Origin of the sequence: Dietzia sp. NCCP-2495 (assembly GCF_026011735.1) — a bacterium.
In the GTDB taxonomy this organism is placed as follows: domain Bacteria; phylum Actinomycetota; class Actinomycetes; order Mycobacteriales; family Mycobacteriaceae; genus Dietzia.
In genome coordinates this window covers 130,592-153,758 of record NZ_BRVN01000006.1, presented here as the reverse complement: position 1 = coordinate 153,758, position 23,167 = coordinate 130,592, and the positions used below count along the sequence as shown (strand labels likewise).

Annotated in this window: 28 protein-coding genes; 5 read left to right on the top strand and 23 right to left on the bottom strand. The window is 70.2% G+C overall.

All coding sequences use genetic code 11. From position 1 onward, the window contains the following. Positions 1-67: 67 nt before the first annotated feature. From OPF83_RS08100 to OPF83_RS08085, 4 genes are all read left to right on the top strand, one after another. Positions 68-1,327 carry an LLM class flavin-dependent oxidoreductase gene (locus tag OPF83_RS08100; protein ID WP_264886847.1) on the top strand — a complete coding sequence of 420 codons (1,260 nt, stop codon included), beginning with the start codon at positions 68-70 and terminating at the stop codon, positions 1,325-1,327. An 88-nt stretch (positions 1,328-1,415) separates the two neighbouring features. Continuing rightward, positions 1,416-2,186, top strand: coding sequence for an ABC transporter permease (locus tag OPF83_RS08095; protein WP_264886868.1), 771 nt, complete (start codon positions 1,416-1,418; stop codon positions 2,184-2,186). Positions 2,187-2,217: 31 nt separating this feature from the next. Then, positions 2,218-2,949: an ABC transporter ATP-binding protein gene (locus OPF83_RS08090; protein WP_264886846.1), complete on the top strand. Its 732-nt coding sequence runs from the start codon at positions 2,218-2,220 to the stop codon at positions 2,947-2,949. Then, positions 2,946-3,989: an ABC transporter substrate-binding protein gene (locus tag OPF83_RS08085; protein ID WP_264886845.1), complete on the top strand. Its 1,044-nt coding sequence runs from the start codon at positions 2,946-2,948 to the stop codon at positions 3,987-3,989. Before OPF83_RS08090 ends, OPF83_RS08085 begins: the two co-directional genes overlap by 4 nt. Positions 3,990-4,044: 55 nt before the next feature. Here the strand turns inward: OPF83_RS08085 and OPF83_RS08080 are convergent, their stop codons facing one another. The 23 genes from OPF83_RS08080 to OPF83_RS07970 form a co-directional block, all read right to left on the bottom strand. Then, positions 4,045-4,437, bottom strand: a complete 393-nt coding sequence (locus tag OPF83_RS08080; RefSeq protein ID WP_264886844.1) for a DedA family protein — start codon at positions 4,435-4,437, stop codon at positions 4,045-4,047. Between the two features lie 46 nt (positions 4,438-4,483). Continuing rightward, complete coding sequence (locus OPF83_RS08075) at positions 4,484-4,792, bottom strand: antibiotic biosynthesis monooxygenase (RefSeq protein WP_264886843.1); 309 nt, start codon at positions 4,790-4,792, stop codon at positions 4,484-4,486. Positions 4,793-4,857: 65 nt separating this feature from the next. Further along, positions 4,858-5,343 carry a hypothetical protein gene (locus OPF83_RS08070; RefSeq protein ID WP_264886841.1) on the bottom strand — a complete coding sequence of 162 codons (486 nt, stop codon included), beginning with the start codon at positions 5,341-5,343 and terminating at the stop codon, positions 4,858-4,860. A 27-nt stretch (positions 5,344-5,370) separates the two neighbouring features. After that, entirely contained in the window at positions 5,371-5,841 is a 471-nt protein-coding gene (locus OPF83_RS08065; protein ID WP_264886840.1) for a hypothetical protein, read from the bottom strand. A gap of 96 nt (positions 5,842-5,937) precedes the next feature. Continuing rightward, the gene (locus OPF83_RS08060) at positions 5,938-6,231 is read right to left on the bottom strand and encodes a hypothetical protein (protein ID WP_264886839.1); all 294 of its coding nucleotides are present in this window, start codon (positions 6,229-6,231) and stop codon (positions 5,938-5,940) included. 169 nt (positions 6,232-6,400) lie between these two features. Continuing rightward, positions 6,401-6,802: a hypothetical protein gene (locus OPF83_RS08055; RefSeq protein WP_264886838.1), complete on the bottom strand. Its 402-nt coding sequence runs from the start codon at positions 6,800-6,802 to the stop codon at positions 6,401-6,403. Positions 6,803-6,809: 7 nt separating this feature from the next. Continuing rightward, a complete protein-coding gene (locus OPF83_RS08050) occupies positions 6,810-10,586 on the bottom strand; it encodes a DNA/RNA non-specific endonuclease (protein ID WP_264886837.1) in 3,777 nt (1,258 codons plus the stop codon). Beyond that, on the bottom strand, positions 10,586-11,071 hold the full coding sequence (locus OPF83_RS08045) for a hypothetical protein (RefSeq protein ID WP_264886835.1): 486 nt from the start codon (positions 11,069-11,071) through the stop codon (positions 10,586-10,588). Before OPF83_RS08045 ends, OPF83_RS08050 begins: the two co-directional genes overlap by 1 nt. Continuing rightward, positions 11,068-11,676, bottom strand: a complete 609-nt coding sequence (locus OPF83_RS08040; RefSeq protein ID WP_264886834.1) for a YbaB/EbfC family nucleoid-associated protein — start codon at positions 11,674-11,676, stop codon at positions 11,068-11,070. Before OPF83_RS08040 ends, OPF83_RS08045 begins: the two co-directional genes overlap by 4 nt. Next, positions 11,673-12,422, bottom strand: coding sequence for a hypothetical protein (locus tag OPF83_RS08035; protein ID WP_264886833.1), 750 nt, complete (start codon positions 12,420-12,422; stop codon positions 11,673-11,675). Before OPF83_RS08035 ends, OPF83_RS08040 begins: the two co-directional genes overlap by 4 nt. Then, complete coding sequence (locus tag OPF83_RS08030; RefSeq protein ID WP_264886832.1) at positions 12,419-13,162, bottom strand: hypothetical protein; 744 nt, start codon at positions 13,160-13,162, stop codon at positions 12,419-12,421. Before OPF83_RS08030 ends, OPF83_RS08035 begins: the two co-directional genes overlap by 4 nt. A 5-nt stretch (positions 13,163-13,167) precedes the next feature. Next, entirely contained in the window at positions 13,168-13,551 is a 384-nt protein-coding gene (locus tag OPF83_RS08025) for a hypothetical protein (RefSeq protein ID WP_264886831.1), read from the bottom strand. A gap of 2 nt (positions 13,552-13,553) precedes the next feature. Next, positions 13,554-14,075 carry a hypothetical protein gene (locus OPF83_RS08020; protein ID WP_264886830.1) on the bottom strand — a complete coding sequence of 174 codons (522 nt, stop codon included), beginning with the start codon at positions 14,073-14,075 and terminating at the stop codon, positions 13,554-13,556. A gap of 32 nt (positions 14,076-14,107) precedes the next feature. Further along, a complete protein-coding gene (locus OPF83_RS08015) occupies positions 14,108-15,181 on the bottom strand; it encodes a hypothetical protein (RefSeq protein WP_264886829.1) in 1,074 nt (357 codons plus the stop codon). Between the two features lie 201 nt (positions 15,182-15,382). After that, complete coding sequence (locus OPF83_RS08010) at positions 15,383-15,664, bottom strand: WXG100 family type VII secretion target (protein ID WP_264886828.1); 282 nt, start codon at positions 15,662-15,664, stop codon at positions 15,383-15,385. Between the two features lie 42 nt (positions 15,665-15,706). Then, on the bottom strand, positions 15,707-16,036 hold the full coding sequence (locus tag OPF83_RS08005; RefSeq protein WP_264886826.1) for a WXG100 family type VII secretion target: 330 nt from the start codon (positions 16,034-16,036) through the stop codon (positions 15,707-15,709). A 12-nt stretch (positions 16,037-16,048) separates the two neighbouring features. Next, the gene (locus OPF83_RS08000; protein ID WP_264886825.1) at positions 16,049-16,933 is read right to left on the bottom strand and encodes an ESX secretion-associated protein EspG; all 885 of its coding nucleotides are present in this window, start codon (positions 16,931-16,933) and stop codon (positions 16,049-16,051) included. Continuing rightward, the gene (locus tag OPF83_RS07995) at positions 16,930-18,003 is read right to left on the bottom strand and encodes a PPE domain-containing protein (RefSeq protein WP_264886824.1); all 1,074 of its coding nucleotides are present in this window, start codon (positions 18,001-18,003) and stop codon (positions 16,930-16,932) included. Before OPF83_RS07995 ends, OPF83_RS08000 begins: the two co-directional genes overlap by 4 nt. Continuing rightward, positions 18,000-18,332, bottom strand: a complete 333-nt coding sequence (locus OPF83_RS07990; protein ID WP_264886823.1) for a PE family protein — start codon at positions 18,330-18,332, stop codon at positions 18,000-18,002. The genes OPF83_RS07995 and OPF83_RS07990 overlap by 4 nt, the downstream gene beginning before the upstream one ends. Positions 18,333-18,393: 61 nt before the next feature. Continuing rightward, positions 18,394-19,776, bottom strand: coding sequence for a hypothetical protein (locus OPF83_RS07985; RefSeq protein WP_264886822.1), 1,383 nt, complete (start codon positions 19,774-19,776; stop codon positions 18,394-18,396). 3 nt (positions 19,777-19,779) lie between these two features. Beyond that, positions 19,780-20,196 (bottom strand): type VII secretion target, encoded by a 417-nt coding sequence (locus OPF83_RS07980; protein WP_264886821.1) that lies wholly within the window; start codon positions 20,194-20,196, stop codon positions 19,780-19,782. Positions 20,197-20,529: 333 nt separating this feature from the next. Further along, entirely contained in the window at positions 20,530-20,868 is a 339-nt protein-coding gene (locus tag OPF83_RS07975) for a YbaB/EbfC family nucleoid-associated protein (protein WP_264886820.1), read from the bottom strand. Then, entirely contained in the window at positions 20,850-21,161 is a 312-nt protein-coding gene (locus OPF83_RS07970) for a hypothetical protein (RefSeq protein WP_264886819.1), read from the bottom strand. The genes OPF83_RS07975 and OPF83_RS07970 overlap by 19 nt, the downstream gene beginning before the upstream one ends. 195 nt (positions 21,162-21,356) lie before the next feature. Between OPF83_RS07970 and eccA the strand changes: the two genes are divergently transcribed. Beyond that, the gene (gene eccA / locus OPF83_RS07965; RefSeq protein WP_264886818.1) at positions 21,357-23,165 is read left to right on the top strand and encodes a type VII secretion AAA-ATPase EccA; all 1,809 of its coding nucleotides are present in this window, start codon (positions 21,357-21,359) and stop codon (positions 23,163-23,165) included. The last annotated feature ends 2 nt before the right edge of the window (positions 23,166-23,167 follow it).

Here is a 23,167-nt window from a genome sequence, read left to right as displayed (position 1 = left end):
TTTCCCGTGTCGGCCGGCTCCACGATGAGTCGGTCCGACACTAAGCCCGACCCCCGAGGAGTACTTCGTGGCCACCCATCCGACCGACCCCGCCGCCGAGCACGAGAACCTGCACTTTCACTGGTTTCTGCCCACCTATGGCGATTCGCGACACCTCGTGGCCGGGGGCCACGGCACCTTCATGTCGGGCGACCGGCCCGCCACCCTGCCGTACCTCCGCCAGATCGTGGCCGCGGCCGAACACAACGGGTTCGAGTCACTGCTCACGCCGACCGGCGCGTGGTGTGAGGACGCATTGTTGACCTCGTCGCTGCTCGCCGAGTCCAGCGAGCGGATCAAGTTCCTCGTCGCGCTCCGGCCCGGTCTGATGAGCCCGACCCTGGCCGCCCAGATGGCCACGACCTTCCAGTGGCAGACCCACAGACGGCTGCTGCTCAACGTGGTGACCGGCGGAGAATCCCGGGAACAGCGCGCCTACGGCGACTTCCTCGACAAGGAGGCCCGGTACGCCCGGGCGGACGAGTTCCTGGAGATCGTGCGTGGACTGTGGACCTCGCCGGAGCCGCTGTCCTTCGAAGGCGAACACCTCGCCGTGGTCGACTCGGTCCTGGGGCGCCGCCCCGACGCCGCGCCGCCGATCTTCTTCGGCGGTTCCTCCACGGCCGGGATCCGTGTCGCCGCCCGTCATGCGGACACGTATCTGACCTGGGGCGAACCCCCGGCCCCTGTCGCCGAGAAGCTCGACCGGGTCCGGGTGGCCGCGGCCGCCAACGGCCGGACGCCGTCCTTCGGTATCCGGCTCCACGTGATCGCCCGCGACACCTCGGAACAGGCATGGGCCGAGGCCGAACGACTCCTCCGTGGGATCGATCCGGCCGACGTCGAGCGGGTGCAGGCGTCCCTACGTGCCAGCGAATCGGAGGGACAGCGCCGGATGCTCGATCTCCACGGGGGCAGGGCCGACGCACTGGAGATCGCACCGAACCTCTGGGCCGGCGTCGGGCTGGTCCGTGGCGGTGCGGGGACGGCTCTCGTGGGATCGCACGAGGAGGTGGCCGACCGGATCGCCGAGTACGCGGAGCTGGGGCTGAGCCACTTCGTGTTCTCCGGGTATCCGCACCTGGAGGAGACCTACACCTTCGGCGAGGGCGTGCTCCCGGTGCTCGCGCGACGGGGCCTGTGGTCCCCGCCGCACGTCGTCGGCGGTTCCGGCCACCACTCGTCGGCGGTGCCGTTCGCCGGATCCGGGACAGCCACGTCGTCCCCGGTCACCGCACCGGACCGTGCGCCAGCGCACACCCGAGAGCCCGCCCGTGTCGGCGGCTGACCTGCAGGAGAGGAAACCCATCGTGACCACGATCGTCCGTCCGACCCCCGTCGCGGAACCACGACCCTCCCCGCGCCGCGCCGAGAAAATACCCCGACGACGACGGCGTCGACGCCGTGAACTCACCTGGCTGCGGTGGCTCAGTCCGCTCGTCCTGATCGTGATCTGGCAGGTGGCTGCGGCCACCGGGGTCCTGCCCGAGCGTACATTGCCGGCACCCCAACTAATCGCTGAATCCGCGCTCGACCTGGTGACCTCCGGGGAGCTCGTGGACGCCCTGGCGGTCTCGAGCCTGCGCGTGCTGCAGGGCTTCGCCCTGGGCGCCGTGGCCGGGCTCGTGCTGGGGATCCTGGTGGGCACCTCGAGGTACGCGGACGCGATTGTCGACCCGCCGCTGCAGATGCTCCGCGCCCTGCCCCACCTGGGACTGATCCCGCTGTTCATCCTGTGGTTCGGCATCGGTGAGGCGCCAAAGGTCTTGCTCATCGCCCTGGGTGTGGTTTTTCCCATCTACCTCAACACCGCCTCGGGGCTGCGCCAGGTGGACCCCAAGCTGCTCGACATGGCCACGGTGTTCGGACTGTCACCGCGGCAGCGCCTGACCGAGGTGATCCTGCCGTCCATCGCGCCGCAGGTGCTCGTGGGTGTGCGGCAGTCACTGGCGATCGCCTGGCTCACCCTCATCGTGGCCGAACAACTAAACGCCACCACCGGCCTCGGCTACCTCATCATGAACGCCCGCGACTTCTTCCGGATCGACGTAATCATCGTCGGCCTGGTCGTGTACGCACTGCTGGGGATCGCCACCGACGTCCTGGTCCGTGCCGCCGAGGCCCGGGCCCTGCGGCACTACCGCTGACACCCCACCCGCACTGACCCGGAGGTCACCCATGCCCACCACCCACGCCCCGGCCGGGGCACTACACGACGTCACCCGTCAGTTCGAAGGCACCACCGTTCTCGACGGACTCGACCTAGAGGTCCCGCGCGGACAGATCGTCGCGCTGCTCGGCCGCAGCGGCAGCGGCAAATCGACCGCCCTGCGCATCCTCGCCGGGCTCGACCCCGACCACGGCGGAACCGCCCACCTCGACGGGGCGCCCGCCGTGGTGTTCCAGGACGCCCGATTGCTGCCGTGGCGCACCGTCGCCGACAACGTCCGACACGGCCTCAACCGGGTCGACGTGTCCGGCTCGGTCAAGGACGAGCGGGTATCGCAGATGCTCGCCGAGGTGGGGCTGGCGGGCCGGGACGACGCCTACCCGGGCGAGTTGTCCGGCGGCCAGGCCCAGCGCACCTCACTGGCCCGGGCCCTGGTCGCCGAACCCTCACTGCTGCTCCTCGACGAACCGTTCGGCGCGCTCGACGCGCTCACCAGACGAACCATGCACGACCTGCTGCTGCGACTGTGGCGTCGACACGGACCGGGGATCCTGCTCGTGACTCACGACATCGACGAGGCGATCGCCCTCGCCGACCGGGTGCACGTCCTGGGCGGCGGCCGCATCGCCCACACCGAGACCATCGACCACCCCCGCGAGGGCGGCCCCACCGGTCACCACCGCCGCTCACTCCTCGACGCGTTGGGCGTCGAGGACACCGACGAGGAGTTCACCATATGACCACCGTCCACCCGGCCCGTGCCCGATCCGGCACCGCTGTCACCGCACTCGCTCTGGCGTTGGCGGTCCTCGTCGTCGTCACCGGCTGCGCCACCCGCGAGTCAGAGGCGGCCGCACCGGCCCCTGACCGCGTCCCGGTGGCGGAGCTCGCCGACCTGACCCTGCGCGTCGGCGACCAGAAGGGCGGCACCCAGGCCCTCCTCGCCGCCGCCGGGCAACTCGACGACCTGCCCTACCAGGTGGAGTTCTCCACCTTCACCTCCGGCCCGCCGCAGATCGAGGCGCTCAACGCAGGGCAGATCGACGTGGCCGTCACCGGGAACACCCCGCCCGTGTTCGGGGCCGCCGCCGGTGCCCGCGCGTCCGTCGTGTCCGCCTACGCCAACCGCGGTGAAGGTGACCAGATCCTCGTCCCCGCCGACTCGGATGTACAGTCCGTGGCCGAACTGGCCGGAAAGAAGGTCCTGGTGGCCAAGGGGACCTCCGCGCACGGGCACCTGCTGCTGCAGCTCCGCGCGGCCGGGGTCGACCCGCAGGACGTGGAACTGGTGTTCCTCCAGCCCGCCGAAGCAGGGTCAGCATTCTCCCGCGGCGACGCCGACGCCTGGGCCATCTGGGACCCGTACACCGCCATCACCCAGACCACCACCGACGCCCGCACCCTCGTCACCGCCTCCGGCGTGTCCAACGGGTTCTGGTTCGGGGTGGCCTCCGACGAGGCGTTGGCGGACCCGCGGCGGCAGACCGCGATCGCCGACCTGCTGGTCCGGATCGCCGAGGCGGGAACCTGGACGGCGGAGAACCCGGCCGAGTGGGCGGACTACTACGGCGAGGCGGTGGGTGTCTCACCGGAGGCGGCCGCGTTGTCGCAGGGACGAAGCACCCGGGCCCCTGTGGCGTTGGCGGAGACCATCGCGCGCGAACAGGACCTGGCCGACGTGTTCACCGAGGACGGGCAGATCAACCCGGTGGACGTGTCCGAACTGGCAGACGACAGGTTTGCCGACGATCTCGCGGCGGTGGTGGGTCCGCTGCCCTGAACCGGACCGAACTGCACCACGCTGGTGGACCAACCTCGCGTCCGGGCGGTCCGGGTCAGGCGGCGATCCGGTCCCAGAGGGTCGCGATTGCCGCCCAGCCGACCATGCCGACAGTGGAGTAGAGCAGTGCCCAGAGTACGCATCCCACGGTCACTGCCGGCAGGTAGCGGCGCAGGGGCATGAGGGTGAACCCGGCGGAGAAGTTGATGGCCGTCTGCACCCCGATGGTGAGAAAGGACAGGGGGACGGCAATCACGCCGTACCGGGAGGCCAACCGGCGGGCCCGCAGCATCGCGGGCCCGTCGAGGCGGGTGGCCAGCCGCTCGCTGAGCCGCCCGCCGTTGAGGGCGCCACGGCCGAGCCAGTAGGTGGAGTTGGCGCGCAGCATCACGATCACGAACAGCAGGCTGAAGGCGATGACGAACGGCTGCTCGGCGATGCGGTCCACGGTCGGGTGAGCTGTAGGAGAGTGGTGGTCTCGGGCGCGGGGATCGTCAGCCGGCGGGCTTGACGTCCATCACCACGTCGAACTCGAGGAGGTTGGCACCCTCGGCGACCGGCTTACCGTGCTTGCCTGCGTGGGCGGCGCGGGCATCGCCGTCGCGCCAGGCGACGAACGACTCCTCGTCCTCCCAGGTGGTCACCACGAAGTAGCGCGACTCGCCGCCGGTGGGGCGAAGCAGCTGGAAGCCCAGGAAACCCGGCGAGTTCTCCACGGTGTGGGCCCGCTCGGAGAAACGGCGCTCGAGCTCGGCACCGGCCTGCTCGGGGACGTTGAGGGCGTTGATCTTCACGACGGCCATGTAGGACAGCCTACGCTTGGTTCCGGGTGCGTCGATCAGGGACTCGCCCCGGTCCCAAGGGGTGGTCAGGCACGCGAGAAGCGGTAGAAGTATTTGGTGACGTAGAGTTCGTCGACGATGGTGGTGACCATCAGGATGAGGTCTGGGCCGTCGGTGAACAGGTTGCTGTCCATGTCGAGGTCGCTGTCTGAGTATTTGCTCACCCAGGTGCCGTCCACCAGTCGCTCCATGCGGAGGTAGGGCGCAACACTGCTGACGATGCGTCCGTCCTGGTCCTCGATCGAGTCGAGAAGGACGCCCTGCTCTTTCTCGGCGGAGGTCCAGGGGACCTTGGCGCCGCCTCGCATCGAGAAGTGGACCTCGCCGCCGGAGTCGGTGATCTCGAGCGTTTCGCCACCGGCGGGAGAGAATGTGTCCGGGGTGTAGAGCGAGCGGTCGCGGAAGATGATTGCGTAGCTGCCTGATCGGTGTCCGGCGTCCTGTTCGGAGAAGCCGGTCAGTTCCCACCTTCCGAGCAGGGGCGTCGGGTCAGTCTTCTGGGGTGCGGGCATGATCGGGTCCTCTCGGTGGGAGTCTGGTCAGGGGGCCAGTGCAGCGCGTAGCTCCATGGAGTTGTCATTGTTGTAGCGCCAGGCCTCGGCTTCGTCGCCGAGGTAATAGGTTGCAGTCGCCGCTTTAGCTTTGAGGTCACACTGGATGATCGCGGCAAGGGGTTCGCCTGGTTGGTCGTCTTGGTTGTCGAGCCAAGTGTTTTGGACGACGCCACGCAGAATTCGGGCAGTTCTAGGGTGTATGTCCCCGTGAATATCGCTTCGTTCAGGGCCGTATGCCGCCGCAAGTATCTTGATGGTACTTGCTTCGTAGAAGAGGATCATGGCTGCGTGGTCAGCAGGTTCTTCAGCAAGAAAGTATGGGTCGTTGGTGAGCTTGTCGACGAGCGCAGCGGTGGTCTCGTCATCGACGGTCAGCGTGATCGGCATCGTCCCCTCGATTCCTCCCTGCTCTCCCGGCAATTGGTTCGTTGCCTCGTTGAATCGGTGAGCCTTCATGGCGAACGCATCTGGCAATGTCGGAACTAGGCAGAAACTAGTGCTGAGTCGACATCTGCTATTTCTACATTGAGGAGGCCCTAGTTATGATCACGCTTAGTCGGTACGCGCTTCAGGAGGATTGATTGAGGCCGGGCGCAGCTTTTCGCGAATCACGGAGATGTCGATAGCGTCCACGTCCCACTTAAGCGCGTCGCTACCGGTCAAGTAGTGTGCAGTAAGTACCGCATCGCCGTAGGAGTAGATGAATACTTCAGCAAACGGGAATTCTGGCACGGTCCCGACGTTGTTTCGCCAAATATCCTGAAAGGCTTGGCTAGCCTCCTCTCGTGTCTTGATCTTAAGGTTCGCATTGATGCTAGATTCCCCAGCTCGGTAAAGGGAGCTCACCGTGGACACTATGGAATTAGCGTGATAGTTGAGAATGGAGTACCCCTCGAAGGGGCCTTTTCTGGTGGCATTCGGATCCGTCCACACCGCTCGAGAAAGGTCCATTCGCTGTTGGTCGGAGCTTGGAAAGCTGTAGATCATCCAGCCCGACCCGGTGCTGTCCCCGTGGTCACGGCGCGAGTTCGGCGCGGAGTTCCTTGGAGTTGGCGTCGTTGAATCGCCAGGCCTCGGATTCGTCGCCTAGGTGGTAGGTCACGGTGGCTGTCTTCGTCTTGAGGTCGCACTGGATGATCGCGGCGAGTGGTTCGCTCAGCTTGTCCTCGCGGTTGTCGAGCCACGTGTTGTTGACGACTCCCTCGAGGATCCGAAACGCCGAAGTATGAAGTCGGGCGCGGGGGTCGTCCCGCTCGGGCCCGTAGGCGGCGAAGAGCATCTCGATGGTGTCAGCCTCGTAGAAGAGGATCATCGCTGCGTGGTCGGCGGGTGCTTCGGCGAGGAAGTATCGGTCGTTGGCGAGTTTCTCGACGAGGATTCCGGCGGTCTGGTCGTCGACTGTCAGTGTGATAGGCATGGTGTCCTCACTTTAGCGATACGCGCTTGAAATCTTGGCCCGCCTCGTTCTTGAATCTGACGTTGCGATCTTTGTCCAGGCCGGGCGATTCGTACGCAACGTCAACCCCGGAGGGCCTCGTGCCGTCCGGCGGGTAGTGCAGCGTGATGCTCCCGTCCACCGGGTGCTGAGCCGACACGAGCGCGGCCAGCTCGTTCTCCATCGTCTTGTAGGCGCTGGTGTTGAAGTTACCGTTCTGCGGGAAGAGGTTGTGCAGGCCCTGGTCGAGCATGAACCGGTGCGCAACGACGTGGCCGGCGTGGTCGCCCGTGACGGCGCCGTGCTGGTTGGAGCCGTCGGCCACCCCACTGGACACATCACGCTGATGCGAGGTCTCCTCGCTGGTGCGCCCCATGCCCTCGAATGTGTGCCGCAAATTGAGTTCCGCCTCGATGGTCCGGCTTCCGTGCTCGGTCCACGTGACGGTGTTGCGCACGTCCGGGCTGTCGCCCGCGGATACCGATGTTGTGGTGACGGTGACGCGTTCGCCGTCCCGGGGCGGGGGGTCCTGTCCTGGAGGGTGGCCGGGCGCGTAGACGGTCCGACGCTCCTCGATGGTCACAGGCTCCCCGGTGGGCAATGTCGCGGTACGGGTGCGGACCTCCTGCTCGGAAATCGCACCGTCGGGGTGAGCGTGCCGTGGGGCGTCGAAGTCGGGGTGCAGGTCGGACCGGTCGGCGGTCTCCCAGTCGGTGTACGTCGCTGGCTTCTTGTTGGCGTCGACTTCGCCGATCGCGGAGCTGACATCCCCTGCGGTGGAGTTCCCGTGAGCGGGAGTGCCGTCGGAGTTCACGTATCCGGCGGCCACGTCGCCCACGTCGCTGTACGTCGGTGGCCACGGGTGGGACTCGCCCGAGGTCGGGTCGGTGAACGTGATGTCGCCGCCGTCATTGTGGGCGAGGTACGTGTGGCCTCCGGTGTGGGTGCCCGCGGTCCAATTGGAGGTGACCAGAGCGGTGGAGCCATCCCCGAGTTCGGTGAGTCGGTCGCTGATCGCATCGAATGCGTCGGTGGCGCTGTCGTCAGGGTGCCCCGCCTGGTCAGTGCCCTGGCGCGGGTGCAGATCAGGGGTGATCCCGGCGGCGTCGTACAGTGCCCCGGCGGGCACCGGACCGTCGCCCCGCTCCCCGATGCCGGACCGGTCCGACGGGAGGTCGGGGTGCCGTTCGGAGAGCGCGTCGAGGGAATTGTGCCCGCAGTCTGTCGTGTCGACGTCGTCCGGATTCGTGGGCGTCGACGGGTCCTCCGGGGTGCTGGACGGGTCGTCAGCCGGGGCCGGGTCTGCGTCAGAGGTGTCGGTCGGGGTGCTGTCGACCGAGGTGGTCGGGTCCGTCGTGGTGACCGGGGTGGTGCCGTCGCCGTCGGGCAGATCGAGTCCCGAGAGGTGGTCGGAATCCGGCACCACGGTCTCCTCCGATGCCGGGGCGTCGGAGTCACCCGTGTCCCCGACCTTGTCGGCGGGGGCGGCCGTGTCGCTGTGCTGGTCGACGGCCGGTAGACCTTCGGGCGACTGCGAGGCATCGGTTCCGCTGTCGGCGGCTGCCACGATGTCAGAGTCGTCGGCCGTTTCTCCGGGTGTCGTCTCGGCGGTGTCCGCAGTCGCGTTGCCAGAGTCATTCGCGTCCCCGGAGTCGGGCGTGACGGACTCGCCGCCGGGGGTCGGGTCGGCGCCGTCGGCTGAGCCGGGATCGGCGGTGCCGGTGTCATCAGAGGTGCCCCGGTCGCCGGTGGTGTCGGTGCCCTTGGCCGACGACGACGACGACGAAGATCCGCCCGCCGAGCCGCCAGCACCTCCCGAGGCCGCCGACATCGCGGAGACCGGGGGAGCGGCCGCCACGCCGCCGTGGTCCTGCCCGGACTGCTCGCCGCCGGTGGCGGCGTGGTTGCCTGAGGCCGAACCCGCGTCGGAAGACGATGCGGTGCCGGAGGTGCCGCCGCCAGCCGTGCTGGTGGCGGTGTCCCCGGTCCCCGGTCCTGAGCCGCTTGCCGAGTCGCTGCTGAGTCCGGCGGCATCGGTGATGTTCGAGTTCGCGACCGAGTCGCTGCCCGTCCCTCCGAGATCGAGGCCGGAGAGGTTGTCGCCATTCGGGAGCGCGTCGGAGGACTGGCTGCTCGACCCTTCCGATCCCGAGCTGGTGGATGAGTCGGATCCGGCGGTCGAGCTGTCTCCAGCGCTGGACGAGGTGTCGCCGACGGACGCGGCACTGTCGCCCGCCGCGGCTCCATCGTTGCTGTTGGTTGCGGACTCGCCACCAGACGATGAGCTGTCGGACGCGGCTCCGTCGCCCTGGCCGCTGCTGTTGCTTCCGGCGTCGCCTCCTGAGGCGGCATCACCGGAGCCTTGACCTGCGCCGTCGGCCTGGGAACCTCCGTCGGCCTGGGAACCTCCGTCGGACTGCGAGCCGCCGTCTCCCGAGCCCTGACCTGCGCCGTCGGCTTGGGCACCTCCGTCGGCTTGGGTACCTCCGTCGGCCTGTGCGCCGCCGTCAGACTGTGCCCCACCCTCGGCGTGAGTCGTGCCGTCGCCGTGCCCACCAGCCCCGGCGTCGCCTATCGCGGAACCATCAGCGCCTGCAGGGGTCGTTGCCGTGCCGTCTCCGACCGGGCTCACCGACTCGCCCGCTACAGGGCCGGGCGGTGCGCCACCGGGATCTCCGGGTGTCACGGATTGACCGGGGCCCGGACCACCCGGATCTCCCGGTGCGCCACCGGGATCTCCGAGTGTCACGGATTGACCGGGGCCCGGACCACCCGGATCTCCGGAATTCGGGGTGGTCGACGTCCCCCCGGCGTCCCCGGGGGGACCCGCGGTCGTGGGGGAGTCGGAGTTGATGTTCGGCCCCGACCCCGGGTTCGAGGCGGCACCGGTGTCGCTTCCCGGATTACCTGCACCGTGGTGGTTTCCGCCCATTACCCCTTCGGCCGCGCCGATAGTGAGATCCTTGACATCCGGCGCTTCGCCGTGACTCGCCGAAACTGCGGTGGTCCCCGCCATCCCTTCGGCGGCGTTACGGGCGACCCGTCCGGTGGTTGTGGATCCTCGACCAAGACCCCGACGGGCGGCGGAACTGCCGAGACCGTAAACCGCGCCGTCGCGCAATGCTCCGGCCGACTCGGAGAAACTGGTGCTGGTGCTCCCGTCCATTGCGGAGATCCGTCGACCCAGCTGATCTACCGCCGCCTCGGTAACCGCCTGCTGCGCAACCTCCTTCGCCATCACCGTCGGGGCCTTCTTGGCTACCGCCTTGAGGCTGGTTTTAGCACCCTCTGTGGCGACCTTCTTGATGGCTGCCTTGATCGCAATCCGGATCGCCACCTTCTTGGCGGCGAGTTTGGCGAGCGCGGCGCCGGCGCCGAGTGGTCCGAGAAACATGAAACCGAGCGAGGCCACCGCCTCGACCATCGCCACGTTGATGATCCACTTGGTTTCCTCGAGGCTTTCGGCAAAGCCTTGGCACATGTCCGCCAGTGCCCGATAGTCAGTGGCAAGAACACTGAGCCCGGACTCACCGTCGATGATTTCTTCCGTCGAGGTCTGCATCGCCTTCTTGGACTCGCCCTCGATGTGGGACAGGAGGTCGGTGAGCGCAGTGTTCGCCTCTTCGACGATCGTGTCTATGTCGTCCGCAGCCGCCCGCCAGACGCCAGCGAGTGCTCGCATCGCCGTCTCGCTGCCCTCGGGCCATTCGCCACCGAGAATCTCGATCACAATGTCCGGAACCGGAGGCTTGGGGACGTCACCCATCAGGAATAGTCCTCCTCCGCGTCATCGCGGGCCTCTTCCTGGGCGTCTTCGATGGCGTTCATCTCCTCGGCGACCTCATCCAGGGTCTCGTAGGACTTGTTGCCATCGAACGAGATCTCCTCACCTGCTTCGACGGTCATCGGCTCATCTGCACCGTCCGGTGTGATCTCCTCGCCGATGCGAGCCTGGAGGTCGCCATTGGCGCCATCGCGCGTGACGAACGCTCGCCGTGCGTCGACGAAGCCCTTCCGGTATCCGTCGAAGCTCGTGATGAATTCGTTCGCGTTCGTCAGTGCCTCGGTGCGCAGTTTCGTGTAGTTCTTCGAGAAGGAATCGCCCATTTCGTCGCCGCCCCATTGCCCCGAGTAGCTGGCCGAGTCGTCACGCGCGGTGGTGCGCGCCGTCCGCTGGTCCTCGGTGACGGGGATAAAGGCGAGCGCTGCCTGGTAGTACTCCTCCGACTCAAGTTCGAACTTGTCGCTCATGGTCTGGTCCTTCCGTCGGTATTCGGCCGTGGATCAGGGTCCGGTTCGAGGCCGGGATCGCCGGGCTCGTGGTAGAGGCGTCGCTGGGTGGACTGCAGGTCGTCGAAGAACTGATTGACGTCGGGGGCCCCGGGCGGGACGGGTACGGCGTCCTCGAGCTGGTCGAGTCCGGGAAGCAGTGGGCTGAGCTGGTTCGCCACGGCGGTCTGGGCCGCCGCGGCGGCAGCCTGGGCGGCCTCGGTGACCGCCGCCGCGAGGCCCCGCGGGCTACTGCGACGCATCGCATCGGCGTCGAACTCGGTGGAGGTCACCACGCCCACCGAATTGACCGTGACGTGGACCAGGTGGTCCCGGTCCCACGCGTCCGCGGTGACCGCGGCCGCCGCCGTCTGGGCGTCCTTGGCGGCGTCGAGGAACTCCTCGAGCTGGGCTGTCATCGCCTCGGTGGTCAGTCCGGAATCATCGCCGAGCAGGAAGTCCCAGTCGTGCTGCGTCGGCGTAGACGCCTCCCGGCCCGGAGTGCCCTGCGCGGCGGCGCGGTCGTCACCCTCTGCCTCGGGGTCGCCACCGACCGGGCCGAACGCGTCCCAGTTGAATTTGCTCATGATGTGGCTCCTTCCGGCGCCAGGCACAGTCCCCGATCCCAGGAGAGTCGGGAGACGGGCAGGTCACGGTCGATGCTCCAGGTGTAGAGGGACTCGGCGTCGTCGTAGCCGGCGTCCACGCACGCGGCGAGCACCCCGGAAATAACGTCGGGCACCGCCGTACCTTCCTCGACCACGCCCACGACACGCGCGGCCCCGGCCGTTCCGCACTCGGCGCGGCGAGCCTTGTCGCCGTCGACGACCACACAGTCGCCGGGGACCACGGTGTTGACCGAGAGGGCGGGATCCGCGCCGACCGGGCCTACACACAGTGTCCGAGGGTGGGGCTCGGTCGAGGCCACTGTGGCGGTGGCGCCGTCGACCCCGAGGCATGTCGTCGGATCGGCGTCGGCGGGGCGTTCGCCGAGGACCACGTGGACCGCTGCGCCGTCGTCGCAGCCCACCACGCGCTGCTCGCGGGGACCGTCGACGACGCGCCGCGCGCGGCGGCTGGTGGAGGCGTTCCCGTCGGACTCCTCCGCGGCCTCGAGGCAGTCGCCGACCTCCGGCGCTCCGGAGCCCCGGAAGGCGTTCACGGCGGCGACGCCGCCCACCACCAGGCCGCCCAGCACCACGACGCCGGCAAGGCCGAGCGCCGAGATCCGGACCCCGCGACCGCGACCGCGCCCCAGACGGCCAGGACGGCTCGGATGACCCGGGCCGACCTGATCCGCGGCGTGGCCCGGGAAGGGGGGAGAGGTGGTCACGGTGCGGCCTGCGCTGGCTCGAGGCACACGGCCTTCTCGTGATCGAGGCTCTCCTGCTCGTCCAGCCCCCAGGAGAAGGCCTCGGTGGCCTCGGGCGCGTCGGCGTCCTCGCAGTCCCGGATCTGACCGATCGAGCGGTTCTCGAGATCGTCGCCGCCGCCGCGGAGCACGGCCAGGACGCGCATCGCGCCCGATTCGGCGCAGTCCGCGCGGCGCGGGTTGTCGTCGCTGCCGTCGACGTCCTCGGGGTCGTCGCCGTCACGGACCAGGCACTCGCCAGGAGCGATGGTGTTGATCGACGAGGCCGTGTCCACCCCGACGGGGCCGAGGCACAACACCGGGCCGTCGACACCGTCGGCCTGCATCTCGGTGGTGACGCCGGGGAAATCGGTGCACAGCACCTCGCGCTCGGAATATCTGATCCCGGCCTGGGCGGGGCGTTCGCCGAGCACCGCGAACTGCGCCTCGGGCGCCGAACAGTCCACCGGGACCGCCTCGGGGGATCCGCCACCGCCGCCCCGGCCGCGCCGGGAGAAGGAGGAGGACTCCTCGATCGTGATGCACTCCGCGGTGCCGTCCGCACCACCCCCGGCGACCGAGTCCGCGGCGTCGTCCCCCGCAACCCTGTCCCACGTGAAGTAGACGCCGCCGGCCACCAGGATCACGACGGCGACGAGCGCCGCGGGCACGACCCAGGCGGGGCGGCCGGTCGACCCGGGATCAGGAGTAGGTGCGTTCACAGGGATCAGCCCTTCCGGATCATGTCGGCGATCTCGACCATCGAGGTCTTCTCGAGGTCCACGGCGTCCGCTTCGTGACCGAACAGGAACTGCAGGCGCAGCGACGGTGTGGACTTGTCGAGGTGGACGATCACGCCGTCCCACTTCTCTGTCTCGTCACGTCGCAGGGCCCGCAGTTCGCGCTCGAGCGCGGGCGCTGCGGAATCCAGGCTGAACGGCTGGATGGTGCCCGGCTCCACGGCGAACGCGAGCAGCGTGCCGCTGGCCACGTGGAAGGTGAACGCCTGTGTGGCCGCAGGGGAGTCGAGCACCGCGCGGTCGGCGGCAAGCGCGCCGCCGAGGGCGTCGATCGCTGCCATCTGGCGCATCCGTGGGTCGAAGGTATCCATGGTCAACTCCTGGAATCGCTGCTGTCGGTGGTGCCGAGGGGGACTGCGGGGTCGTGGCCCGCCACAGGGCCGATGCCCGCATCCGCGGGTCCGACCCCGGCCGCGGGCATCGCCCAGTCGGCGGCGGCGCCGACGGAACCGACGGCGGGGTCGACGGTGTGTGTGCCGGGATCCGTGGGGGCGGGGGAGGAGGCTACGGCGAGGCCGTCACCTGCGGTGCTGCCCTCCGCGAGTCTGCCACCCGACTCAGAGACGGTCGCCCGTTCCCGGGCCTCGGCGGCCTGTCGGGCGGCTGCCTGCGCCCGCCCGCGCGCGGCCTCGATGTCGCATCCGGCGAGTTCCGGATCGGCGTCGGCGGTGGCGGGGACACCTGTCGGATTCGACCGTCCGGCGGCGTCGACGGTCACCCCGCCCGGACCCGGTGAACCGGATGCACGGGTGAGCAGGCGCCACAGGCAGTAGAGGATCACCGCGATCAGCACGAGGACGGCCACGCCGCCCCACACCAGTACCGATTCGTCCACGACGGACCTCCCTCCTCGAGTGGTGCCGGATATCAGGCGCAGGGCAGCAGCAGGCTCGCGCTCAGCTCACAGGTGGACTCGCGGGTGAGCTTCCACTCGCCGTCCACGTTGACGAACGTCACCGGCCGCCACGCCTGGTTGAACAGCACGTCCGACCGGACCCGGACGGTCGCACGGTTCCCGTCGATGATCACGGGGTCGTGTACGGACCAGTGCAGTAGCGACACCGATCCGGTCGACAGTGCCGCGAGCCGGTCACTGAGCGGCCGGGACTCGGCACCGCCCTCGAACAGGCTGTCGCGCATCCCGCCGGGGACCCCGGGGGCGAGGGCGTTGCGGAACGCGCCGTCGATGCGGGTCGCGGTGAGCGGGGCACGGTCGGACAGCAGGGCGTTATCCGGCGCCTCTTCTCGTGGCTCCGTGTCGGTGCGGTCCCCGCGATCAGCCTCGGGGCGCTCGGGGTCACGCTCGTCCCCTCCGTCACCTGCGGGGACGGTGGTCGTGCGCTCGGCGTCGCCAGGGGTGTCGGCGTCCTTCTCGGAGTCGTCGCGATCCCGGTCGGATGCGCCCGGGGACGTGGTGCTGGGCGTGGTGCCGTCGGCATCGTCGACTCCGGCCTGACGTACGTCGGCCCCGCCGTCACCCGTGCGTCCGTTGCCGTCACCCGCGCGGTCGTCGTCGGCGCCCGGGGTGGTGGTCAGGGTCGGCAGGACCCGCTCGGGCAGTACGGCGGGCGCCTCACCGGAGTCGTCGCCCGAATCCCGGCCGGCGGGAGTGCCGGATCCACGCGGGGCCGACGCCGACGTGGTGGGGGCCGCGGAGGACGAGGACTCGGTGGGCGTCGGGGTGACGGTCACCGTGTCGGGCGTCAGCGTCTCCGTGCGGGGAGCGGGCACCTCCATGGTCTGCGTGGTGGGGACGTCCCGGCCTGACGACGTCAGCGAGGTGTCGTCCCCGGAGACGGCGTGGGCGACACCGAACGCGGCGAACCCTCCGACGACCCCGGCCAGGCCGGCACCGGCGATGGTGAGCGCGATGACGTGGCGTCGCGCCAGCGGGGCCGTGGCCCGGCCGCTGTCGGGGCCGGCGCCGTCAGTGGGTGCCATCGTGTGAGTCCTCCGTGTGGTCTCGGACCCGTGGGGTCCGGTCGTGATCTGCTGTGGTCATCTGTGGTGCGTTCAGGGGTGGACGGGGACCTGCGGTGGTCCACCACGCGGCGGACCCCCGGCGGGTGCCGGGGGCCACCGGACGGCTCCCGTCCGCGGTGCGGGCGGGCCGACCAGATACCTCGTGAAGGTGACGTCTCGTTAGAAACCGCCGCCGACGGTGGTGTCGGTGCCCTTCATGTCGTTGGCCGAGGTCTCCACGGCGTTGGCGAGCTTGTTGAGCAGGGTGCGGGTGTCCGAGAACTCGGTGTCCCACTTGCTCTGGGCGTCCAGGTACTTGTCGCGGGCCTCGGGGGACTCCCACGCGGAGGCGATCGTGCTGACCTCCTCGCCCAGGGACTCGGACTGGGTGGTGAGGACCTTGAGCTCCTCGCGCAGGTCGTCGGCGAGCTGGTGGAGCTTGGTGAAGTCGTACTGGATCATCTGGCTACTCCTGTTGGTGCCGGTCGTTCTGGTGGGACGAGATCAGAGGTTGAGGCCCTGGCCGTCGAGCTGGCCGCCGAGGGTGGTGAACGTCTGCTCGACGCTGTCGTCCTGCGTGTCGTACTGCTTGTAACCGCTCTGGAGCGCGGCCTCCAGCTCGTCGAGGCGCTTGTTCAGGCGCTGGCCCTCGTCGTCCCACTCCTGTGCGGTCTTGACGAAGGACATGTTGCCGCGGCCCTGCCAGTACTGCTTGGCGGACTGCGCCTGCTCGTTGATGGCGCTGAGCGTGGTCTTCATCCCGGCCACGATGTCGGAGATGGAGTCGGTCGCCTTGACGGCGGTTTCGACCTCGAGGTTGAGACCCTGCTGCATCGGTGCTTCCTCCTACGGTGTGGTGTCGCCCGGGCGGTCGCCCGGACGGTCGGCTCTGTGCATCTCGCGCCGCGCCGTCACACGACGCGTCCCGGACTCGGGGTCCTGCGGCACGTCCGCTCCCGGCACAGTCGCCACGAGCCGGCCGAGGGCCTGCTCGAGACGGAGTCCCGTACCGGGGGAGAACGTGGTCCACGGGGTCCCGTCGACCGAGAGGTCCGGCCCGGCGATCACTCGCCCGGCCGGTCCGTCGAGCACGGCGACCGCGCCGACGGAGGTTGTGGGGAGACCGTCCACCCGCACGCGGGCGACGATCTCGGTGCGTCGCCGCGCCGAGGAGACGGCGGCGGCGAGGAGTGCGGCCTCGCGAGGGGACAGCCCGCCGCTGGCGAACGCGGCGGTCAGGTCCGTCGCGTCGTGGCAGGCCCGGAGTCGTTCAGCGAGTGGTTCGAGGGGGAAACGTGCGACCGGCACGTCAGCCGGGGTGGCGGTGCCGCCGGCACGGTCGAGCACTCCTCGCAGGACCCGCGCCGCTGCGCCGGCGTCGGGGGCCCACACCGGGCGGAGGGTCACCGAATCCGCCACGCACTCCGCGAGGACCGAGTGCTCGCCACCGGTGGCCAGTATCGCGAGGAACCCCGACGCGGGGTGGCGGGCCGTGTAGGTCACCGCGGGCGCGGCTAGCGCCTGCAGTAGTCCCACCAGGACGAGGTCGGACACCTCGTCGTCGTCCACCACGCCCCGCCCCTCCAGGGCGGCGAGGGCCGCGCGGCGGTCGGCTCGGGGTACCGGGGTGATCCCCAGGTCATCGAGGAGGGTGTCGGTGGCCACGACGACGGCGAGGACCCCGATCTCGGCGTGGCTGAACTCCCACGCGGTGTCCACGGCGGTGCTCATACGACACCACTTCCCGTGGAGACAGCGGCCGGCTCGGGCGGGGTGCCGCCGAACACCGGCGGGGCCACCGCGACCGACAGGCCGTAGAGTTCCTCGATCTCGGCGGGACCGGGGGCCGTCCGGAGGGCCCCGTCCGCCTGATGGGCGTCGTCGCCGTTGCCCGCGGCGCCGGCGGCCCTGGCCACGGGCGGGATCATCGGCAGGCCTGCCCCGGCTCGCTCGGCGGACGTGCCGCCGGCAGCGGGAGCGACGGGGGTGGTGGGACCTGTCCCGGGTGCGGTCGGTGCGGCCGTGGCCGGACGGACCTGCGCCTCGGTGGGCTGGGTGGACCCGGGGGAGCCGGTCGGGATCGCACCGGCCGCGGTGAACGGTGCGAGCGGGGCCGCGACGGCGGCCGGCGATGACGAGGTGGACGGCAGAGACCCGGCGGATCCGGTCGACCCGGCGACCCGGTCGGCAGCCGCCGACGGGACGGTGTCACCGGCCGTCCGGGCCAGGAGACCGGGCAACAGGTGTCGGGTCGCAGGCGGCCGCTCGCGGGGCACCTCGAGCGGCGCGGTCCGGGCCTCGTAGTAGGCCATCACCGTCGCGGCGGCCCTGCGCAGGTCGGCGGACCGGGTCTCGAGTGCATCCGTGGCGCCGGTGAGGACGCCGGCCAGGCCGGGCCCGAGGGAGTCCAGCGCGTCAAGGGCGCGGCCGGTGACCTCGATCTCCTCTACGCGGGGCATGGTGGCCCGCGCGACCGTGTGGTCGTGCGCGTGGCCGCCGGCGCGGTCGGCCAGCTCGCGGGCGTGGGCGGCCAGCCCGAACACGTCGTCGGCCACCTCGCGCGACCGGGCGTCGAGGTGTGGGGTGGCCTCGGACACCCAGTCCGCGGCCAGTTCCACGGCGAGCCGCCGGTACTCGGAGGACACCGCCTCGAGCTCCTCGGCCGCGGCGGTCCAGGCCGCCGCCAGTTCTCCGGCCTGTCCGGGACCGGGGCCGGCGGTGAGAGCGCGCGCGAGATCGTCCGGCGTGCGCTGATCCCACTCCACGCCGGTGAAGCCCACGGTGCCGTCCCGCTCGGTCATGGCAGGCGCACCCCGGACATGATCTCGGCGTTGGCGTCCTCTGTCCGCTCGTACGAGGCCGCGTACCCGCGAAGGCCCGAGGCGTCCGCCCGCATCCGCTCGGCCGTGTCGGTGACCACGGCGAGCAGATCGTCGGACTCACGGCCGAGAGTTCCGGCGGCCCACACCGACACCTCGTCGCCCCCGGCCGGAACCGGGTTTCCTGCGCGTTCCACGGCAGCCAGCGCCGTACGCAGCCGGTCGGCGAGCGCGTCCATGCGGTCGGCGGAGGCGGCAAGGGCGGCGGGATCCACCGCCAGCTGGTCGCGGGTCGTGTCCGGTCCGGTCATGTGGTGCTCCCTCCTGGGGCTCTCGCGTGTGCGTGTACGTGGACGCGTGCGTGGTCAGTGGTCAGAGGCTCAGGTGCGTCGAGTCGACGCCGTCGTCGTCCCGTTCAGCAGGCCCCGGGTGTGGGGTCCCGCCCAACACCCCCGGCGCGACGTCGGGCTGGTCGCCCACCACCTCGTCGCCGTGGGCGGCGATGACGAGGAACTCCGGGGTCTTGTGCGACTCGTCGCCGCCGCCGCGAGCGGCACCGGCACCCGCGCCCATCGGCGGTGGCGGCATCATGGCCGGTTGGCCGGCACCGGCGGTGGCCGCGCGCGCCGCGGCCGGGGCCGCCTCCGCACCCGTGGCCATCGCGCCCATCGCCCCGGCCGCACCCATGGTTCCGGCCGCGCCGAGCATGGCCGCGGCCCCGAGTGCGGATGCACCGCCCAGAGCGGAGCCCTCGTCGGCCCAGGCCGCGGCGAGGTCGTCGGAGAAGAGGTCGTCGAGGCCGGTCGAGGTGGCGTCTGACGCGTCGGAGGCGCCGTACCCCGCCGACAGGCCGGAGGAATACGGATCCAGCTCGTCGGAGTAGTCCAGCGCCGCGGACTCGGCGGTGGGGTCGCCCGCACCCATCTGCTGCATGACCTGCTGGACCGGTTCCATCACCTGCTGCGCCAGCTGAGAGGCCTTCTGCAGCTGCGCGGCCTCCGCTCCCGGTGGCATGCGGACCGGCACCGGCTCGGACAGCGACAGCATCGTCTGCGTGGGCGGGACCAGCTCCGCCTCGGTGGTCGCGATGATCGCCTCGGCCTCCGCCGTGGCCGAGGCGATGGCGGACACGATCGCCGCCTGCCCGGCGGGCGTCACCGCGGTGGGGGACAGGGCCGCCAGTGTGGTGGCGAGCCGCGAGGCGACCGCTTTGAGCAGCATGTTGCCGTGGTTGATGATCCCGGCGCCCGCCCGGACGGTCGCGGCGATCTGCTCGCCCTGGGTCTTGACCGCCTTCTTGTCCGCCTCGATCTGCTCGCCGGTGACCTGTGCGGTGTCGGAGGCCTCCCCCTGCCACTGTCCCTGCAGTGAGTTCAGCGCCGACGCGCCGGTGGACAGGGACTGGGTGAGGGTTTGCGAGAGGTTGAACAGGCCCGACAGGCCTCCGCCGGCGCCTCCGCCGCCACCTGTTCCGGCGTAGTCGGCCTCCCCGCCGGTACCCCACGGCCCGGCGATGAGTCCCTCACCGAGCAGCTGCATCTGCGACATGAGCGGCAAGATGAGGGCGGACAGGTCGAGAGCAGGAAGCGGCGGCAGGCTGGCGAAGAACTCCTCCGGGGTGGGCAGCGGCGGGATGTGGATGCCCGTGAGTGCGCCGAGATCCGGGGCCGGGGGCAACGCGAACTCCTGCATCCGCACGTCCACCACCGGGAGATGCACGGGCGCCGCGGCCGTGGTCGCGTCGGGGGCGGTCACGCCTCAGTCCGCCTGCGGGTCCGTCGGCGGATCGGTCTTGGTCGACGCGAGTCGAGCCGCATCAGTCGCGGTCTCCGACAACGACATCGCGGTGCGGACCGCCCCGGTCAGGGCCGCCGAGTCCGCGTCGGTCCCGTCATAGGCGGCCGCCGAGGTCTGGGACTGCGTGGCCATGGCGTCGTGGGCAATGGACACCTTGGACGCGCCCTGCAGGTGCGCCGCCTCCGCCTTGTGGAAGGCCGCGAGGAAGCCCTTGCCGATCGGTCCGAACGCCCCGGCGAGTTCAGCCTGGGAGGTCAACGCCCGCCCGCCGGCAGCCGTGGCCACCTCGGCCGACATGGTGCGCGAGATTTCCGAGTACGTACGCAGCGCGTCGGTGACGACGCTGATCCCCTGACCGGTTCCGCCTGATGCGCTCATCGTGAATCCTCCCCCGCGACTGGTGGCGTGCTCTGTCGCCCCATTGGACGCGCACCCGACGAACTCACGTCGGGTGCGGGACGAAAAGCGATGCTACAACCGAGAAATGACAGCACAAGCCCGGCATCTGATCGTTGACGTGACCACGGTGTAGGTGCTCAGGAGCGGATGTAAGGCGCGTGAACTGCACTGATCGTGCCGGAGGGGGCGGTCGACGGCGATCTCACCCGTGAGCTGCGTGGGAAGGTTCTCACCTGAGTTCATCGGCGCGCCCGAATCTCGTTACCGTTTCGAGACCTAAACGCTGTGGCGCAGGTCATAGCGCTGCGGGCGTCAGTCGGACGAGTACTCCGCCAGCACCTCGAGATGGCGCTCATAGGCCTCGCGCGCCGCGGCCTCCGCCGTCTCCACGATCACCCGCCCGAGCTCGCCCGGCGACCGGGACAGGGCCGACGGGTCGAGGCGGAGATCCACCATCGCGCCGGAGCCCTCGGCCGTCACGTGCACGTCACCCTGCTCCGAGTCCGCGTGGCCGCGCACCGCGGCCATTGCCTCCTGCATCTCGCGGATCCGGTCCAGTGCCGCCGACGCGGCCATCGTCACGGCGTCGAAGTCAAGTTCGGCGGAGACGTCCCGCCCCGAGTCCGGTCCGGTCACGGTGCCTGCATCCATGAGCCGACCTCGTCGTCGTCATCATCAAAGCGTGATTCCAGGTCGGCGAGTCGGTCGCGCGTCGGCAGCCCCAACTCGGCGAGCATGACCGCGTCGACCCCCGCGGCGGCGAGCTCGGCGCGGCGGGCGACCTGCGCCCGCGTCCCGGCGATCCGGCACAGCGCGAGGATGTCGGCGCCCAGTGCCTCGGCGGACCGGTGCAACTGACCGGCCTCGAGCTGGACTTCCATCGGTCGTCCGACCTCGTCGGTTCGGACCCTGATCCCGCCGTCGCGGCGCGCAGCTGTGTTCACGTCCCGTCCTCGTCGGTCGATGCTCATCCCACCGGGCCTGCCCCGGTGCGTACCCGCACCACGATAGCGGCCCCCGCCGGCCGCTCGCGCGGTCACGAACGTCCCGCGCGCCGGGCGTGGCTATACTGGCCCGCGGCCGAGCCCCGGACGGCCCGGCCCGCCAGACGTGGAGTGGGGAGCGGGGAATGACGGCACATGGTTGACGTTCGCCAGGCGCAGAAGGCCTTTCACGCCGGGGTGTTGTCCCTGGGGATCCAGGTCGAGGACCAGCAGGCACCGCGTGATGCGAAGTATGCAGAACTGGCCTTCCGGCGGGCGTCCGAATGGGACCCGTCCATGGCCGACGCGTGGCTCGGCAGACTGGTGAACGGCGACACAGACCCGGCCGTGCTCGAGGCTCTACACCGCGAGAGCCGCACCCTCGGCCGCGAGTCCCGCCGACTCGGACTCGCCCCCCGCACCCTCGCCGCCCGCTTCCACGCCGGTCTCTACATCGAGCACCCACTCGCCGACCGTGCCGAGGCCGCGTGCGCGCTCGCGGTGCAGCGCATGGGTCAGTCCCGTTTCTCCGAGGCCGAGCAGCTCCTGGACGAGGCCGAGCAGCTCGTCAGCAGGGAGCAGTCGGAGGCGGCCACCGACCGGCGGGTCATCGCCTATGTGCGGGGCGTTCTGTACCACCGCACCCAGCGCTGGCCGGATGTGATGACCGCGCTCGCCGGATCCAGGGAGTGGGAGGAGCCGCACATGGCCGCCGGCGCCCACGTCATGGTGGGCACGGCGTGCGCGCAGCTCGGTCTGTTCGGCGAGGCGGTCCAGCGGCTCACCGCCGCTGACGAGGGGCCGCTCGAGGCGGCCCGTACCGCCGCGCGGTTCACCCGCGGACTGACCCTGCGCGAGATGGGCAAGGAGGAGGAGGCGGTCGAGGTGTTCGAGACCGTGTACTCCGAGCAGCCGTCGTTCGAGGCCAACGCCCGCGCCCTGCGCGACCCGCGGTACCGGCTCGTGGTGACCAGCCGCGAGGCGATCGACGCCCGGACCGACCGGTGGGACCCCGCCTCCACCCCGACCCCGGAGGAACTCGACCGGGCCGAGGGCGAGGCCCGCGGTGCCGAGGTGCTCGCCGCCGCCCGCGCCGAACTCGACGCGCAGATCGGCATGGCGGAGGTCAAGGAGCAGGTGGCCAAGCTGCAGTCCGCGGCAACCCTCGCACGGGTGCGTGCCGACCGCGGGATGGCCACCGCCGCCCGCAGCAACCACCTCGCCTTCACCGGGCCGCCCGGCACCGGCAAGACCACCATCGCCCGCGTGGTGGCCAAGATCTACCAGGGGCTGGGCGTCCTGCGCACCGACAATCTGGTCGAGGCCACCCGTCAGGACTTCGTGGGCCAGCACCTGGGCTCCACGGCGATCAAGACCAACAAGCTCATCGACAGCGCGATGGACGGCGTGTTGTTCATCGACGAGGCCTACACGCTGGTCCAGCAGGGCCTGTCCGGCGGTGACGCGTTCGGCCGCGAGGCGGTCGACGCGCTGCTCGCCCGCATGGAGAACGACCGCGACCGGCTGGTGGTGATCATCGCCGGGTACGACGCCGAGATCGACCGCTTCCTCGACGCCAACGAGGGCCTGGCCTCGCGCTTCGCCAAGCGCGTCCGGTTCGCCTCCTACGACGCCGACGAGCTCACCGCGATCGCGACCCTCATCGCCGGGAAGCGGGACTCGGACCTGTCCCCGGAGGCCGCCGACGAGATCCGGCGGGTGTGCGCGCAGCTGCACTCCACGACCCGCCCGGACGGTAGCGGGCAGCAGCGGCGCGCGATCGACCTCGCCGGCAACGGGCGGTTCGTGCGCAACCTCATCGAGGCGGCCGAGGAGGAGCGCGAGTACCGCCTCAGCTCCGACGTCTCGCTCGACGTGACCTCGTTGGACGAGTCCACGCTGCGCCGGATCGAGGCCGCGGACCTGCAGGCGGCAGTGCGGTCGGTCCTGTCGACAATGAGCTGATC

Excerpts from the sequence above, each read along its gene's own strand:
- OPF83_RS08090 (WP_264886846.1), top strand. The coding sequence starts at position 2,218 with ATGCCCACCACCCACGCCCCGGCCGGGGCACTACACGACGTCACCCGT.
- OPF83_RS08085 (WP_264886845.1), top strand. The coding sequence starts at position 2,946 with ATGACCACCGTCCACCCGGCCCGTGCCCGATCCGGCACCGCTGTCACC.
- OPF83_RS08075 (WP_264886843.1), bottom strand. The coding sequence starts at position 4,792 with ATGGCCGTCGTGAAGATCAACGCCCTCAACGTCCCCGAGCAGGCCGGT.
- OPF83_RS08070 (WP_264886841.1), bottom strand. The coding sequence starts at position 5,343 with ATGCCCGCACCCCAGAAGACTGACCCGACGCCCCTGCTCGGAAGGTGG.
- OPF83_RS08065 (WP_264886840.1), bottom strand. The coding sequence starts at position 5,841 with ATGAAGGCTCACCGATTCAACGAGGCAACGAACCAATTGCCGGGAGAG.
- OPF83_RS08055 (WP_264886838.1), bottom strand. The coding sequence starts at position 6,802 with ATGCCTATCACACTGACAGTCGACGACCAGACCGCCGGAATCCTCGTC.
- OPF83_RS08050 (WP_264886837.1), bottom strand. The coding sequence starts at position 10,586 with ATGGGTGACGTCCCCAAGCCTCCGGTTCCGGACATTGTGATCGAGATT.
- OPF83_RS08045 (WP_264886835.1), bottom strand. The coding sequence starts at position 11,071 with ATGAGCGACAAGTTCGAACTTGAGTCGGAGGAGTACTACCAGGCAGCG.
- OPF83_RS08040 (WP_264886834.1), bottom strand. The coding sequence starts at position 11,676 with ATGAGCAAATTCAACTGGGACGCGTTCGGCCCGGTCGGTGGCGACCCC.
- OPF83_RS08025 (WP_264886831.1), bottom strand. The coding sequence starts at position 13,551 with ATGGATACCTTCGACCCACGGATGCGCCAGATGGCAGCGATCGACGCC.
- OPF83_RS08015 (WP_264886829.1), bottom strand. The coding sequence starts at position 15,181 with ATGGCACCCACTGACGGCGCCGGCCCCGACAGCGGCCGGGCCACGGCC.
- OPF83_RS08010 (WP_264886828.1), bottom strand. The coding sequence starts at position 15,664 with ATGATCCAGTACGACTTCACCAAGCTCCACCAGCTCGCCGACGACCTG.
- OPF83_RS08005 (WP_264886826.1), bottom strand. The coding sequence starts at position 16,036 with ATGCAGCAGGGTCTCAACCTCGAGGTCGAAACCGCCGTCAAGGCGACC.
- OPF83_RS08000 (WP_264886825.1), bottom strand. The coding sequence starts at position 16,933 with ATGAGCACCGCCGTGGACACCGCGTGGGAGTTCAGCCACGCCGAGATC.
- OPF83_RS07995 (WP_264886824.1), bottom strand. The coding sequence starts at position 18,003 with ATGACCGAGCGGGACGGCACCGTGGGCTTCACCGGCGTGGAGTGGGAT.
- OPF83_RS07990 (WP_264886823.1), bottom strand. The coding sequence starts at position 18,332 with ATGACCGGACCGGACACGACCCGCGACCAGCTGGCGGTGGATCCCGCC.
- OPF83_RS07980 (WP_264886821.1), bottom strand. The coding sequence starts at position 20,196 with ATGAGCGCATCAGGCGGAACCGGTCAGGGGATCAGCGTCGTCACCGAC.
- OPF83_RS07975 (WP_264886820.1), bottom strand. The coding sequence starts at position 20,868 with ATGGATGCAGGCACCGTGACCGGACCGGACTCGGGGCGGGACGTCTCC.
- eccA (WP_264886818.1), top strand. The coding sequence starts at position 21,357 with ATGGTTGACGTTCGCCAGGCGCAGAAGGCCTTTCACGCCGGGGTGTTG.